The following is a 13,993-nucleotide window of genomic DNA, read 5'->3' on the forward strand; positions in this document are numbered from 1 at the left end:
TCCCTCGCCCGCTTGTGGGAGGGTGAGGGCCTTTAGCCTGGGTCCTTGCCCTCACCCGGCTCGCGATGCTCGCCACCCTCTCCCGCGAGCGGGAGAGGGTTTAGCCTGCCCAGCGCCTCTTCCCGGGTCCGAAATCCCAGTTCCAGCAGCAGCGGCGGCTCCAGCCCCGCCTGGGCCAATGCGTCGCGGTCGCCCAGAACCTCGGCGGCATCGCCATGGAGGATCACCCGGCCCCGGTCGAACAGGGCCACCCGCTCGGCGAAGGCCCAGGCCAGATCCACGTCGTGGGTGGTGAAGACCAGGGTGGTGCCCGAGGCTGCCAGCCGCTCCAGCGCCTGCAGCAGCAGCCGGGCGCCCCGGTGGTCCAGCCCCGCTACCGGCTCGTCCAGCAACAGCACTTCGGGCCGCATGGCCAGGGCTCCGGCGATGGCCACCCGCTTCTTCTGGCCGAAGGACAGCATATGGGTGGCCCGTTCGGCCAGGTCGGCGATGCCCAGGGCGTCCAGCGCTTCCGTCACCCGGTCGCGGGCCTCGGCCTCGGTCAGGCCGAGATTGAGCGGCCCGAACGAGACGTCTTCTTCCACCGTGGCGGCGAACAACTGGTTGTCGGGGTCCTGCAGCACCAGCCCCACCCGCCTGCGCCACGCCGCCAATTCGGCCCGGGAATAGCCCTGGGCGACGCCGTCCAGCCGCACCTCTCCGGCCGAGGGGCGCAGGGTGCCGTTGAGATGCAGCAGCAGCGTGGTCTTGCCCGCGCCGTTGGGGCCGAGCACCGCCAGGCGGCGGCCGCGCTCCACCGTCAGGCTCAGCCCCTCCAGGGCGATGACGCCGCCGGGATAGACATGGTGAAGGTCGAGGGCTTCCAGGATCATGCCAGCCACAGACACGTCCCCGCCAGCACAAGATGCAGTGATATGATCGAAATCATAGAGATGGCCGAGACCCTCCGATGGGGCCGCGCCAGGCGCAGCGTGCCGTCGAATCCGCGCGCCGCCATGCCCATTTCCAGGCGTCTGGCCCGCTCCATGGCCTGCGGCAGCAGTTGGGCGATCAGCAGGCCGAGGGATCGGAGCGAGCGGCCCCGGCCGTGCCAGCCCAGCCGGGCCTCCTGGGCGTTGCGGATGGATGCGGCGGCGTCTTGCAGCAGGAAGATGAAACGCCAGGTCAGCAGCATGATCTCGATCAGTTCCACCGGCAGGCCCAGGCGGCGCAGGCCCTGAACCAGATCGGGGGTGGGGGTGGTGGCGGCCAGCAGCAACAGGCAGGATGCGGCGGCACTGGCCCTCAGCACGATGGCCAGTGCCGCCCGGCCGTGATCGGCGGCCAGGGTGATGCCGTCGGGGCCGATCTCCACCGCCACCGCCGCCGCGCCGGTCAGGACGAAACCCAACGGCGCGGCGTTGAGCCGCAGCCAATCACCCCAGGGAATACGGGCAGCCGCCAGGGCACTGGTCCAGGCGGCGACCAGCACCAGGGCAGCGCCCGGCCAGGGCGGCAGGACCAAAGCAAGCCCCAGCAGGCCGAGGGCGAGCACGGCCTTCTCGGCCAGCGCCCGCTGCCGCCAGGGGCCGCCTTGGGCAAGGCGGTCCATGTGCAGGGTCATGGCCCCCCTCCCGACCTCCCCCCATGCGTCGCACGGGGGGAGGGGTTCGTGGGGAAGCGCGTCATCTATTTGTCCCGGCGGCCGTGGCGGCGGCCCAGGACATAGCCCAGCAGCCCGGCCCCGAAGGCGGCCTGGAGCGCGAACAGGGTGCTCTCCACTTCCTTGCTGGGGGTCCAGAACGGCGCCGTCCACTTCTCGTAGCCGGGATGGGAGGCGGCGACCGCCTCCGACGCGGCGTCGTCGGTGCCGCCAAAGGGGGCGTCGGGCCGCAGGGCCAGGGGCGCGGCGACGATCAGCACCGCCAGACCCAGCAGCAGGGCATTGCTCCGGGCGGTCATGCCTTTTCTCCCAAGCCATGCATCTGTCCACGGGCGGTCAGGGCATTGATCACCACCACGGTGACCAAGCCTTCCGCCACCGCCAGGGGGGCCTGGGTCACGGCGAAGATGGAGGCGAACTTGGCCAGGGCTCCGGCGAAGCCGGTCTCGGCATCGGGGAAGGCCAGGGCCAACTGGGTCGAGGTCACCACATAGGTGGCGAGGTCGCCCAGGAAGGCCGACAGGAAGACGCCGATGGCGGCGGGCAGGCCGAGGCGATCGGAAAGTTTCCAGACCCCATAGGCGACCCAGGGTCCGGCGATGGCCATGGAAAAGATGTTGGCGCCCAGCGTGGTGACGCCGCCATGGGCCAGCAGCAATCCCTGGAACAGCAGCACCACCGCGCCGAGCACCGCCATCACCGAGGGGCCAAACATCATGGCGCCCAGGCCGGTGCCGGTGGGATGCGAGCATGATCCGGTGACGCTGGGCAGCTTCAGCGCCGACAGGATGAAGGTGAAGCCGGCGGCGGCGGCCAGGGGCAGCCGGGCCTGGGGATTGTCGGCGAGAATGCGTTTCAGGCGGCGGACCCCCGCCACCACGAAAGGGGTGGAAATGGCGGTCCAGGCCAGGGCGTGCCCGGCTGGAAGAAAACCTTCCATGATATGCATGACAGACAGACTCCGTTCGTCGAGACCAATCGTCGTCGCGAAACGGAACACCAACCCACCGACTCACCCCGGCCGAACGGGCTCGCAACGACTCTCGCGATGGCAGGTCTCCTGACTTGCGGGTCATGAGGTCCGGCATAGCCTTCCCAGTCGCTTGGGCGACCAGTGGCGATCTCTAAGGGGCCGAACCCTCTCCGCTTACAGTTGCGGGGGCAGTCACGGAGTTGGTCCCCTTTTCGGGGGCCGCACCGTGTTCCCATTTTCACCCGACGCCCTGGGAGCGGCGGGAACCATCGCGGCCACTATAATTTCGCCATGATCCCGATGCAAACCCTTCGCGAGGTGTTACCCTGGCCTTATGCCAAGAGGGAGAGGTTTCGTGTCCCATACCATTGCCCTGGTCGATGACGACCGCAACATCCTGACCTCGGTGTCCATCGCCCTGGAGGCGGAGGGCTTCAAGGTCCGCACCTATACCGACGGCACCGAGGCGCTGCGCGCCTTGACCGCTCAGCCCGCCGACCTTGCCGTGCTCGACATCAAGATGCCGCGCATGGACGGCATGGAGCTGCTGCAACGCCTGCGCAAGCAATCGGCCATCCCGGTGATCTTCCTGACCTCCAAGGACGACGAGGTGGACGAATTGCTGGGCCTGCGCATGGGCGCCGACGACTACATCAAGAAGCCGTTCTCGCAGAAGCTGCTGATCGAGCGCATCCGCACCCTGATTCGCCGCCTGGAGGCCAATAACGGCGGCGACCAGCCCGGCGGCGAGACCATGGTGCGCGGCTCGCTGGTGCTGGACCCGGCCCGGCATATCTGCGCCTGGAAGGGGGCCAAGGTGGATCTCACCGTCACCGAATTCCTGCTGCTCAAGGCCCTGGCCCAGCGTCCCGGCCATGTGAAGAACCGCGACCAGTTGATCGACGCCGCCTATGGCGAATCCATCTATGTGGACGACCGCACCATCGACAGCCACATCAAGCGGCTGCGCAAGAAGTTCCGCGACGTGGACGAGAGCTTCAGCCAGATCGAGACCCTGTACGGGGTGGGGTATCGCTATAGCGATGAGTAGTTTGTCTTGCCCCTCGACGCGACAGGTGGACTTCACCCGCAAACCCTCTCCCGCAGGCGGGAGAGGGTGGCGAGCGAAAGCGAGCCGGGTGAGGGCATGGATGGCGGGCAGAGGCCCTCACCCTCCGGCCCTGCGGGCCTCCCCCCTCTCCCGCAGGCGGGAGAGGGGCAATAGGGTGCATCTCGCTCCATGTCCAGGACGGGCTGAATGACGTCACTTCATCCCCGAAAACTGCCGCGCTGGCGGGTGCTGGCCTCGCCGCTGACCCGGCGTATCCTGGCGGTCAATCTGCTGGCCCCGGTGGTGCTGGTGGCGGGGCTGTTCTATCTCGACCACTACAAGCAGGAACTGATCCGCTCGGAACTGGAAGGCCTCGGCGCCCAGGCCGCCATGATCGCGGCGGCCATCGGCGAGGGCGCGGTGATGGAGGCCGATGGCGGCGGCTATGATCTCAATCCCCTGGTGGCGCCGTCCATGCTGCGCCGTCTGGCCGAACCGGCCAAGCTGCGCGCCCGCCTGTTCGACCGCGACGGCGACCAGACGGCGGATACCCGGGTCCGCCACAGTCCCAAGGGGGCGGTGCAGATCGAGGAGCTGCCCTCCATCCCGCGCTGGAGCGACCGGTTGCGTCTCAGCCTGGAAAAGCATGTGGGCCATTTGTGGGAAGGGGAAACGCTGCCACCCTATCCCGAGGGGCATTCGCCCAGCGCCGCCGATTTCTCCGAGGTCGGCGTCGCGCTGGCCGGGCGGCCCGACTGGGCCTTGCGCTCGCGCAAGGGCGGCGGGCTGATGCTGACCGCCACCGCGCCGGTCCAGCATTACAAACAGGTGGCGGGCGCGGTGCTGCTGACCTCCGACGATGCCGCCATCGGCCGCTCGCTGTTCCAGGTGCGGGTGGCGATCCTGGAAATCTTCACCCTGTCGCTGGGCCTCACCATCGGCCTGTCGCTCTACATGGCGGGCACCATCGCCCGGCCCATCCGCAAGCTGGCCCTGGCGGCGGAACGGGTGCGGCACGGCCATGGCCGTGCCCATGCCATTCCCGACCTGTCGGACCGACGGGACGAGATCGGTGAGTTGTCGCTGGCGCTCAAGGACATGACCGAGGCGTTGTGGCGGCGCATGGACGCCATCGAGGCCTTCGCCGCCGATGTCTCCCACGAGATCAAGAACCCGCTGACCAGCTTGCGCTCGGCTGTGGAAACAGCGGCGCGCATCGAGAACCCCGAACAGCAACGCCGCCTGATGGCCATCATCCTGGATGATGTCGGGCGGCTGAACCGGCTGATCACCGATATTTCCGATGCCTCGCGGGTGGATGCGGAAATGTCGCGCATCGAGACCGCGCCGGTTTCCATGTCCGGGCTGCTCGACACCCTGGCCGAGGTCTATGGCACCACCACCGCCGACCAGGGCCTGCGCATCGTCCTGGACCGGCCCGACGATGATCCGCTGACGGTCATGGGCCTGGATTCGCGCCTGATGCAGGTGCTGCGCAACCTGATCGCCAACGCAGTGTCGTTCAGCCCGCCCGGCGGGGTGATCGCCCTGGGCGCCCAGCACCGCGACGGCCGGATCGTGGTCACCGTCGACGACCAGGGGCCGGGCATTCCCGCCAACAAGCTGGAAGCCATCTTCGAGCGTTTTTATTCCGAACGGCCCGAGGGCGAGAAGTTCGGCACCCATTCCGGCCTGGGCCTGTCCATCTCGCGCCAGATCATCGATGCCCATGGCGGCAGCCTGACCGCCGCCAATCGCGACGGCGGCGGCGCCCGCTTCATCCTGGACCTTCCTGCCGCCTGATTGGTGCCTGAATTTGGCCCCAATAGGGTGGCAGGCTTCCCCTCAGCGATAGAAAAGGAGTTTGTCGCCATGAAAAAGATGCTGCTTGCCGCCCTCGCCGCTGCTGGCGGTTGTGCCCGCGACCGCCCAGGAGAAGGGCGAATTGCGTCGCGATCATAAGGAGCTGCGCCAGGATCGTCGGGAAATCGGCCAGGACCGCCGCGAGCAGGTCCAGGACCGCAACCAGCTGCGCAAGGAATTGAAGGAAGGCGACAAGGACGGTGGCGCCGCCGCCCGCAAGGAACTGCGCGAGGACCGCAAGGAATTGCGCGAGGACAAGCGGGAAAAGCGCGAGGATCGCCGGGAATTGCGGGAAGACCGCCGCGAGCGTCGGCCCTAGTAGGCGTAGTCGCGGAAAATGGGATCGACACTGCCGCCCCAGCGGCTGGCGAAGGCGTCGAGCATGTCGTCGGCGGGAGTGCGGCCGGTGCGGACCGTGGTTTCCAGCGGCTCGAGATAGATGCTCTCGTCGCGCCCGGAATCGTTCAGCCGGGCGCGGCGCTTCAGTCCCGCCGAAGCCAGGGCGAGCACCTCGGCGGCGATCTCGCGCACGCCGTGTCCGCCGATACGGGCGTCCAGGGCCTGGGCGGGGACGGCGCGGCGCAGGGAGTCGCGGTCCTCGGCGCTCCAGCCCTTGACCAGATCCCAGGCCTGATCCAGCGCCTGGGAATCGTAAAGCAGGCCGGTCCACAGGGCGGGCAGGGCACAGAGCCGCCGCCAGGGGCCACCATCGGCGCCGCGCATTTCCAGGAACTGCTTCAGGCGCACATCGGGAAAGGCGGTGGTCAGGTGATCGGCCCAGTCGCCCATGGTGGGCAATTCACCGGGCAGGGCGGGAAGCCGTCCCGCCAGGAAGTCGCGGAAGCTTTGCCCGGCGGCGTCGATGTAATTGCCGTCGCGGTAGACGAAATACATGGGAACATCCAGCATCCAGTCCACATAGCGCTCGAAACCCATGCCGTCCTCGAAGGCGAAGGGCAGCGGGCCGGTGCGGTGGGGGTCGGTGTCGGTCCAGACATCGGCGCGGGCGGATTTCAGCCCCGATGGCTTGCCGTCAATGAAGGGCGAGGAGGCGAACAGGGCGGTGGCGATGGGCTGCAGTGCCAGCGACACCCGCAGCTTCTTCACCATGTCGGCTTCCGAGGCGAAATCCAGGTTCACCTGCACCGTACAGGTGCGCAGCATCATGTCGAGGCCCTTGCCGCCCACCAGCGGCATATAGCGGCGCATGACGGCATAGCGGCCCTTGGGCATCCAGGGAATGTCGTCGCGGCGCCATTTGGGCTGGAACCCGGCGCCGAGGAAGGCGACGCCCAGCTTATCGGCCACCTGACGCACCTGGGAGAGGTGATGGGTGATTTCCTGGGCGGTCTGGTGAATGTCCTCCTTCAGCCCGCCCGACAGTTCCAGCTGGCCGCCCGGCTCCAGGCTGACCGATGCGCCCTGGCCGTCCAGCAGGGCGATGACGTTGTCGCCCTCCCGCACCGGCTGCCAGCCCAGCCCCGCCAGCCCGTCCAGCATGGCCTGGATGCCGCGCGGCCCGTCATAGGGCAGCGGCCGCAGATCGTCGGTGGTATAGCCGAACTTCTCGTGCTCGGTGCCGATGCGCCAGGCGTCTTGCGGCTTGCACCCCGCCTCCAGGGATTCCACCAGCTGGCGTTTGCCGGTGATGGGCTGGCCGCTGGGCTTGGCGGGTGCGGACATGGACGGCATCATCCTGAATTCTTATGAGGAGTTTCAGCAAACGACAGCGGGGCCAAGGCCGTCAAGCGAGGAATCCATGACGCCGCCCCTTGAATTCGCAGGCGGCGGCGCAATTAAGGTATTGCGGAATTCGCGCCAGTCAGTTTAGGTCACAACCGGGTTTTCCTGTCGTTCCGGTGTCTCATGATGAATGTCATTCGCGCGAAGCTTCACGGCATTCGCGTCACCAATGCCGATCTCAACTACCACGGCTCCATCACCCTGGACCCGGAGCAGTGCGAACTGGCCGGTATCTATCCCATGGAATTCGTCGAGATCTGGAACAAGAATTCCGCCGCCCGCATCTCCACCTATGTGATCTTCGGCGAGCCCGGCTCGCGCTGTTGCGTGCTCAACGGCGCCGCGGCGCGCACCTGCCAGAAGGGCGACGAGCTGATCATCGCCGCCTCGGAGCTGATCAACGGGCCGGAAAAGCTCTATGACATCAAGCCGCGCATCCTGACCTTCCTGCCCGACAACCATGTGGATCAGGTGCTGTATTACGACGTGTTCCAGAGCGAACGGCGCCCCTACGACTTCCGCATCGTCGATGCCGACAAGCATACGGTGGAAAGCTGCCATACCTGGCCCAATGTGGATATCACAAGAGTGCGCGAAGGCCTGGAGGCCAAGGGCTGGAGCGAGGCCGAGATCGACGAGTTCATCGCGTCGCATTTTTCGTTGTAGAGTCGTCCCTCAAGCGCCGGGCGGCGGACCTCCGTCCGCCTTGGCTTTCGCCGCATGAGCGGCGCCGGCCCTTGGCCGCAACTCCGAACCCGTGACTTTGTTCACGGGTTCGTCGGGAACAGAGGTTCACCGTCATGAAGCCCGCTGTCGTCCTGCTGTCCGGCGGCCTTGATTCCGCCACCACGCTGGCTATCGCCAAGGCGCAGGGCTTCGCCCCCGCCGCCCTGACCTTCCGCTACGGCCAGCGCCACGCGGTGGAAATCGACGCGGCGCGCCGGGTGGCCTTGGCGATCGGCGTCGCCGACCACCGCATCGCCGATATCGACCTGCGGGTGTTCGGCGGTTCGGCCCTGACCTCGGACATCGCCGTGCCCAAGGGCCGCGACGATGCCGAGATGGCGGCGGGGATTCCCGTCACCTATGTCCCCGCCCGCAACACCATCATGTTGTCCTTCGCCCTGGCCTTCGCCGAGGTGATCGGCGCCGACGACATCTTCGTCGGCGTTAACGCGGTGGATTACTCCGGCTATCCCGACTGCCGCCCCGACTATATCCAGGCCTTCGAGGCCATGGCCAATCTGGCCACCAAGGCGGCGGTGGAAGGGCGCAAGCTGACGCTGCACACCCCGCTGATCACCCTGACCAAGGGTGAGATCATCCGTCAGGGGCTGGCGTTGGGGGTGGATTACGCCATCACGTCCACCTGCTACGACCCCGACCCGCTGGGCCGGGCCTGCGGCCAGTGCGATTCGTGCAAGCTGCGCCTGAAAGGCTTCGCCGAGGCGGGATTGCGCGACCCGGCCCCCTATGCCTGACGGCGTCGCACGGACGTCCCTTCCCTGAATCTCCCTCCCTCGGCTTCGCCGGGGAAGGGCCGGGGAGGGGGGACTTTCTCGCGAGCGGAGTTACATTCCCGCGATCAACCCGTCGATTTCCACCTGGGCCATGGCGCGGTCCGAGCCGTGGATGATGGCATTGGCACAGTCCATCAGCGCCTGGGCGGCGCGGCTGATGGCCTTGACGTGCTCGGTGATCAGGCCGGTATCGGAGCCGGCCAGGATTTCTTCTTCCAGCTTGGCCACGCCACCCAGAATCAGGGTGTTGAGGTGGTTCAGGGTTTCCTCGAACGGGCGGCGGAACTTGGATGGGACGCGCTCATAGGCTTCGATGGCCAGCAGCTTGTCCTTGAAGCTGGAATCGGCGAAATGCTCCACATAGGTCTTGGGCTGCCACAGCTTACACTCCTCCACCATGTCCGGCATGTCCGGAATCATGTCGAGAAGCATCACGATCTCATTGAAATGATTGAGATAGTCGGTGGCGAGCAAGGTCTGGGCGCTGATATTGGTACCGTCGACCCTGGCGGCGTATTCCTGGAATGCTGCCAACTCGTCCGGCGGAATGTCCGATTCCGTCACCACTCCTCCTGCCCCAATTGCTCTCCCCGTCAGCCATCCTTGCGCCATGAGGGCGAGAAATTCAAGAGGCGTCGGGACATATTCGTTTGATCACGTGCGATGGTAGGGGTGTCCGGCAAGGATGGCCTGGCTCCGCCACAACTGTTCCGCCAGCAGGGCGCGCACCAGCATGTGCGGCCAGGTCAGGCGGCCGAAGGACAGCAGCAGGTCGGCGCGTGCCCGCACCATGTCGCCATGGCCGTCGGCGCCGCCGATCAGGAAGGCCAGATCCTGGGTGCCGCCGTCGCGCCAGCCCCGGATTTTCTCGGCCAGTTCGGGCGAGGTCATGTCCTTGCCGCGCTCGTCCAACGCCACCACCACGGCGCCCGAGGGAACCACCGCCAGCAGCAGTTCGGCCTCGCGCGCCTTCAACTGGGCCGAGGCCAGCGGGCGCTTCTCCTCCACCTCGCGCAAGCCCAAGGGCGGCGACAGGCGTTTGGCGTACTGGCTGAACAGGTCCAGTTCCGGCCCGGCCTTGGCCTTGCCCACGGCGGCCAGCAGCAGGCGCATCAGCCGCCCTGCATGGCCTTGGCGCGGATGGCGGCGGCGTTGGGCTGGTCGGTCTTGGCCTCCAGCACGCCCCACATCTTCTCCAGATTGTAGAAGGCGCGGACCTCGGGGCGGAACAGATGGACGATGACGTCACCCGCATCCACCAGCACCCAGTCGCATTGGGGCTCGCCTTCGGTCTGGACATGGCAGCCGCCGGATTTCAGGGCGCGGCTGACATGGTCGGCCATGGCGCCCACCTGGCGCTGTGACTTGCCGGTGGCGATCACCATGTGATCACAGATGGAGGTGCGGCCCTTGAGGTCGAGGACGGTGATGTCCTCGGCCTTGTGGTCTTCCAAGGTGGTGACGACCAGATCGACCAGGGACTGGGCGGCGGGCGGGGTGGACTGGCTGGTAATGGCGGGCTCCTGCGGATTTAGGCGAGACGGGCTCGGATGGCGGTGGACGAGGCCGGATGGCGACGGATGTGGAGAAAGACCCAGGCGGGCGGTTGCTTCGACGCCAGCCCCCGCGCCAGGGCCGAGGCGGCGCGAAAGCGACGGAACCGGTGGGCGGATTTGCTCGCCAGGGTGCGGGCAGAATAGGCACCGCGCGCGAAAACCGCAACCGGCACGGACTGGAACAGGCGCGGCCAGCGCGCCCAGCGGTCCAGTTGGACCAGATTGTCGGCCCCCATCAGCCAGACGAATCTGGAGCGGCGGAAACGGCGGCCCAGCGCCGCCATTGTATCGACGGTAAAGCGGGTGCCCAGCGCGGTCTCGATACTGGTGGCGCGGATGCGGCGATTCCCGGCGGCGGCGATGGTGCGGGCGGACTCCAGCCGCTCCGCCAGCGGCGCCATGTCCGCCACGGATTTCAGCGGGTTCTGGGGGCTGACCATCAGCCAGACCTCGTCGAGGCCCAGCAGCCGCAGGCCGCTTTCGGCGATGTGGCGGTGGCCGTCATGGGCGGGGTTGAACGACCCGCCCAGCAGCCCGACCCGCACCCGGCGGCGGTCGCCCCAGGGATTGGGGGCAAGCGGACTCATGACTCCCCCTCCCTCGGCTTCGCCGGGGGAGGGTTGGGGTGGGGGCCCCCCTCCCGGCCTCCCCCCACGTCGGACGCGGGGGGAGGGGAGATAAGACGGCAGGCGATGCTCACCCCGGCCTCACCTGGCCGCTGCCCGTTACCACGTATTTGAAGGTGCAGAGCTGCTCGACGCCGACGGGGCCGCGCGCATGCAGTTTGCCGGTGGAAATGCCGATCTCGGCGCCCATGCCGAACTCGCCGCCATCGGCGAACTGGGTCGAGGCGTTCCACAGCACGATGGCGGAATCACAGCCATTCAGGAAGGTCTGGGCGGCGTCGGCATCCCCGGTGATGATGGCCTCGGTATGGTGCGAGCCGAAGCGGTTGATATGCTCCACCGCCGCCGCCACGCCGTCCACCAGCTTCACCGAGATGATGGAGTCCAGGTATTCGGTGCTCCAGTCCTCGTCAGAGGCGGCCACCACCCGTGCATCCACCGCCTGGGCGGCTTCGTCGCCACGGACCTCGCAGCCCGCCTCCAGCAGCATGGTGACCAGCGGCGCCAGATGGGTAGCGGCGCAGGCCCTGTCCACCAGCAGGGTCTCGGTGGCGCCGCAAACACCGGTGCGGCGCATCTTGGCGTTGAGCACCACCGTCTTGGCCATGACCAGATCGGCGGCACCGTCCACATAGGTGTGGCAGATGCCTTCCAGATGCTGGAACAGCGGAATGCGGCTTTCCTCCACCACGCGGGCCACCAGCGACTTGCCGCCACGCGGCACGATGACGTCGATATAGTCGGACAGGCGCAGCATGGCGCCCACCGCCTCGCGGTCGGTGGTGGGCACCATCTGCACCGCGTCGGCGGGCAGGCCACAGGCGGTGATGCCGCCCACCAGGGCAGTCATGATGGCCTGGGAGGAATGATAGCTTTCCGAACCGCCGCGCAGGATGGCGGCATTGCCCGATTTCAGGCACAGACCGGCGGCGTCGGCGGTGACGTTGGGGCGGCTTTCATAGATGATGCCGATGACGCCCAGCGGCACCGCCACCCGCGCGATGGCCAGGCCGTTGGGCCGGGTCCAGTCCGCCAGGGTGCGGCCCACCGGATCGGGCAGCCGGGCGATCTCCTCCAGCCCCTTGGCCATGGCCTCGACCCGGGCCGGATTCAGCATCAGGCGGTCCAGCAGGGCCTTGCTCAGCCCCTTGGCCTCGCCGGCCTCCATGTCCTTGGCGTTGGCGGCGATGATGTGGCGGGCGTCGATGCGGATGGCTTGCGCCGCGGCGCGCAGCGCCTTGCTCTTGGCGGCGTCAGGTGTCTGGGCCAGCACCCGCGCGGCGGCGCGGGCCCGTTGGCCCAGATCGGTCATCAAAGTCTGAAGGTCCGTGGTCATCATCTTGGTCCCAGGCTGCAAGGCTATTCGATCCGTCGGCAATGGGCGCGGGCGGCGGCCACGATGGCGGCGGCCAGATGCGCGCGGTATGATGGCGAGGCGATCATCGGCTCGTCCGTGCGATTGACGATGATGCCGCCCTCGATCAGCACAGCGGGCATGGTGGCCAGTCGCAGCACCGCCAGCCCATCGAATTGATATATACCGCGCCCGGCATCCAGAAGGGGGCGATTTTCACCGGCAATGGCCTCGGCGTGATGCAGGCTGGGCTGCAGACCCGCCGCGATCAGTCCGTCGCCGATGGCTTCGGCCACAAGCAGGCTTTCGTCCCAGGCGGAAGTCTTCCGGGACACGAACAGGCCGAAGCCGGAAAAGCGGTCGGAATAGCGTTGCGGCTTGCCCTGCCACTGCCAGGACGACAGATAGACTGGTTGGACCGAGTCGTGATGAAGCGACAGCAGCAGAGAGGCGCCCGCCGCCGCCGCCGCCTTGGGCCGCTGCTTCAACTCGATCGCCGCTCCCTCGGGATTGATCACCACGACTGGAATGGATGCGGCGCGCAAGGCCGCCGCCACGTCCTGGGCCAGGGCTGCATTGAAGCTGTACTCGGGCACGCCCCGGGCACTGACCGCGCCGGGCGCGGTGCGGGAGTGACCGATATCCACCGCGACGCGGCACTCCGCCCAGGCCGGCGCGGCCAGCAGCGGCCCCGCCAGGATCAGGGCGAGCCGTCTCATCTCTCGCCGAAGGGGCGATAGCCGTCGGGCATGGCGTATTCGAACGGACGCGAACCAAGATTAACCCGAACCAGCCCATTACCGACCAGTTCACCCACCGGCGAACTGGCGCGCACGACCGCGAAGAAGCCGTTGTTCAGCCGAAGCGGCACGCCACCGGAACTGCCGGGAACGGCCTTCCATTCACCGTTCTGGCGCACATAGACGAAGCCCTGATCCAGATCCACCGCCATGGCGATATTGACCGGTCCCGCCTCGGGATGGTTGCGGCGGATACTGACATTGCGCACCACCCCGGCGGTGGAGGACGATTCCGCCGCGATCTGCATCAGCACATCGCCCTTTTGGGCGATCTTTCCACGATCGATCCAGACCTCGTAGTACCAGCGACCACTGTGCCGCTGTGTCAGTGAGGTGGCGGCATAGCCTTCATCGACGAGTTTCATGCCCAGGGGGATTTCCTCGATGGTCATGGCCATGGCCGGAGCCAGGGGAATGGGAGCCGAGGGGGCGGGGGGCAGATCGGGTGCACCGCCGACGGTGCCCTTGGCCTTCAACAGGGTATTCAGATCCGTCACCCGGCTGAAGGTGAAGCGGACGACGCAGATGGTCTTGGCGGGATCGGCCATGATGGCCTGAAGCCACCTCTCGCGGTCGCTTTCCTTGGTGTCGAGGCCACAGGTCTTGTCGCGGCGCTTCAGCCAGGCCCGCTGCTCATTACGCAGGGCAAGGCGCGAATCCTCGTCCAGGGTTTCGCCAAGGGCCTTGTAGACGGCATTGATCCGCTTGTCGGAATCCCGCAGGTCCTGGGCAAGGCAAGCGGAAACCTGTGCTTCCGCCGCATTGGGATCGCAATCGGCCAGGGCGGTACCAGCGGCCAAACCCATCATCACGCCCGCGACCAATGCATGCTTCAAGATCATGGCTCGCCTCCAAAAATTGCGGT

At 67.2% G+C, this 13,993-nt stretch carries 17 protein-coding genes and 1 riboswitch; of the genes, 5 read left to right on the top strand and 12 right to left on the bottom strand.

Going from position 1 to position 13,993, the window contains the following annotated elements; translation table 11 throughout:
• Positions 1 to 32: 32 nt before the first annotated feature.
• The 4 genes from A6A04_RS13115 to A6A04_RS13130 form a co-directional block, all read right to left on the bottom strand.
• Entirely contained in the window at positions 33 to 872 is an 840-nt protein-coding gene (locus A6A04_RS13115) for an energy-coupling factor ABC transporter ATP-binding protein (protein WP_068493582.1), read from the bottom strand.
• Positions 869 to 1,603, bottom strand: a complete 735-nt coding sequence (gene cbiQ / locus A6A04_RS13120; protein WP_068493584.1) for a cobalt ECF transporter T component CbiQ — start codon at positions 1,601 to 1,603, stop codon at positions 869 to 871. The genes A6A04_RS13115 and cbiQ overlap by 4 nt, the downstream gene beginning before the upstream one ends.
• Before the next feature lie 65 nt (positions 1,604 to 1,668).
• Positions 1,669 to 1,941, bottom strand: a complete 273-nt coding sequence (locus A6A04_RS13125) for an energy-coupling factor ABC transporter substrate-binding protein (protein ID WP_068493587.1) — start codon at positions 1,939 to 1,941, stop codon at positions 1,669 to 1,671.
• Positions 1,938 to 2,591, bottom strand: coding sequence for an energy-coupling factor ABC transporter permease (locus A6A04_RS13130; RefSeq protein ID WP_068493589.1), 654 nt, complete (start codon positions 2,589 to 2,591; stop codon positions 1,938 to 1,940). Before A6A04_RS13130 ends, A6A04_RS13125 begins: the two co-directional genes overlap by 4 nt.
• Before the next feature lie 84 nt (positions 2,592 to 2,675).
• Positions 2,676 to 2,901, bottom strand: a riboswitch (cobalamin riboswitch).
• Positions 2,902 to 2,970: 69 nt separating this feature from the next.
• Here A6A04_RS13130 and A6A04_RS13135 point away from each other — a divergent pair.
• From A6A04_RS13135 to A6A04_RS13145, 3 genes are all read left to right on the top strand, one after another.
• On the top strand, positions 2,971 to 3,666 hold the full coding sequence (locus tag A6A04_RS13135) for a response regulator transcription factor (RefSeq protein WP_068493591.1): 696 nt from the start codon (positions 2,971 to 2,973) through the stop codon (positions 3,664 to 3,666).
• A gap of 207 nt (positions 3,667 to 3,873) precedes the next feature.
• Positions 3,874 to 5,469: a stimulus-sensing domain-containing protein gene (locus A6A04_RS13140; protein ID WP_068493594.1), complete on the top strand. Its 1,596-nt coding sequence runs from the start codon at positions 3,874 to 3,876 to the stop codon at positions 5,467 to 5,469.
• 85 nt (positions 5,470 to 5,554) lie between these two features.
• Positions 5,555 to 5,848: a hypothetical protein gene (locus A6A04_RS13145; RefSeq protein ID WP_068493596.1), complete on the top strand. Its 294-nt coding sequence runs from the start codon at positions 5,555 to 5,557 to the stop codon at positions 5,846 to 5,848.
• Here the strand turns inward: A6A04_RS13145 and A6A04_RS13150 are convergent.
• Entirely contained in the window at positions 5,845 to 7,212 is a 1,368-nt protein-coding gene (locus A6A04_RS13150) for a glutamate--cysteine ligase (protein ID WP_068493598.1), read from the bottom strand. The two genes, A6A04_RS13145 and A6A04_RS13150, sit on opposite strands and share 4 nt — an antisense overlap.
• Before the next feature lie 183 nt (positions 7,213 to 7,395).
• Between A6A04_RS13150 and A6A04_RS13155 the strand changes: the two genes are divergently transcribed.
• Complete coding sequence (locus A6A04_RS13155; RefSeq protein WP_068493600.1) at positions 7,396 to 7,938, top strand: aspartate 1-decarboxylase; 543 nt, start codon at positions 7,396 to 7,398, stop codon at positions 7,936 to 7,938.
• 134 nt (positions 7,939 to 8,072) lie between these two features.
• A complete protein-coding gene (queC, locus tag A6A04_RS13160) occupies positions 8,073 to 8,753 on the top strand; it encodes a 7-cyano-7-deazaguanine synthase QueC (protein WP_068493602.1) in 681 nt (226 codons plus the stop codon).
• A gap of 90 nt (positions 8,754 to 8,843) precedes the next feature.
• Here the strand turns inward: queC and A6A04_RS13165 are convergent, their stop codons facing one another.
• The 7 genes from A6A04_RS13165 to A6A04_RS13195 form a co-directional block, all read right to left on the bottom strand.
• On the bottom strand, positions 8,844 to 9,359 hold the full coding sequence (locus A6A04_RS13165) for a hypothetical protein (RefSeq protein WP_068493603.1): 516 nt from the start codon (positions 9,357 to 9,359) through the stop codon (positions 8,844 to 8,846).
• A gap of 87 nt (positions 9,360 to 9,446) precedes the next feature.
• Entirely contained in the window at positions 9,447 to 9,905 is a 459-nt protein-coding gene (gene rlmH / locus A6A04_RS13170) for a 23S rRNA (pseudouridine(1915)-N(3))-methyltransferase RlmH (RefSeq protein ID WP_068493605.1), read from the bottom strand.
• Positions 9,905 to 10,246: a ribosome silencing factor gene (gene rsfS / locus A6A04_RS13175; protein WP_407670268.1), complete on the bottom strand. Its 342-nt coding sequence runs from the start codon at positions 10,244 to 10,246 to the stop codon at positions 9,905 to 9,907. The genes rlmH and rsfS overlap by 1 nt, the downstream gene beginning before the upstream one ends.
• Before the next feature lie 77 nt (positions 10,247 to 10,323).
• Positions 10,324 to 10,935 carry a nicotinate-nucleotide adenylyltransferase gene (locus A6A04_RS13180; RefSeq protein WP_068493609.1) on the bottom strand — a complete coding sequence of 204 codons (612 nt, stop codon included), beginning with the start codon at positions 10,933 to 10,935 and terminating at the stop codon, positions 10,324 to 10,326.
• Between the two features lie 109 nt (positions 10,936 to 11,044).
• Complete coding sequence (locus A6A04_RS13185) at positions 11,045 to 12,331, bottom strand: glutamate-5-semialdehyde dehydrogenase (protein WP_407670269.1); 1,287 nt, start codon at positions 12,329 to 12,331, stop codon at positions 11,045 to 11,047.
• Between the two features lie 2 nt (positions 12,332 to 12,333).
• Positions 12,334 to 13,047, bottom strand: coding sequence for an N-acetylmuramoyl-L-alanine amidase (locus A6A04_RS13190; RefSeq protein WP_068493611.1), 714 nt, complete (start codon positions 13,045 to 13,047; stop codon positions 12,334 to 12,336).
• Positions 13,044 to 13,970 carry a lysozyme inhibitor LprI family protein gene (locus tag A6A04_RS13195; RefSeq protein WP_068493613.1) on the bottom strand — a complete coding sequence of 309 codons (927 nt, stop codon included), beginning with the start codon at positions 13,968 to 13,970 and terminating at the stop codon, positions 13,044 to 13,046. Before A6A04_RS13195 ends, A6A04_RS13190 begins: the two co-directional genes overlap by 4 nt.
• Between the last annotated feature and the right edge of the window lie 23 nt (positions 13,971 to 13,993).

The sequence above is a fragment of the Paramagnetospirillum marisnigri genome, assembly GCF_001650715.1.
GTDB lineage: Bacteria > Pseudomonadota > Alphaproteobacteria > Rhodospirillales > Magnetospirillaceae > Phaeospirillum > Phaeospirillum marisnigri.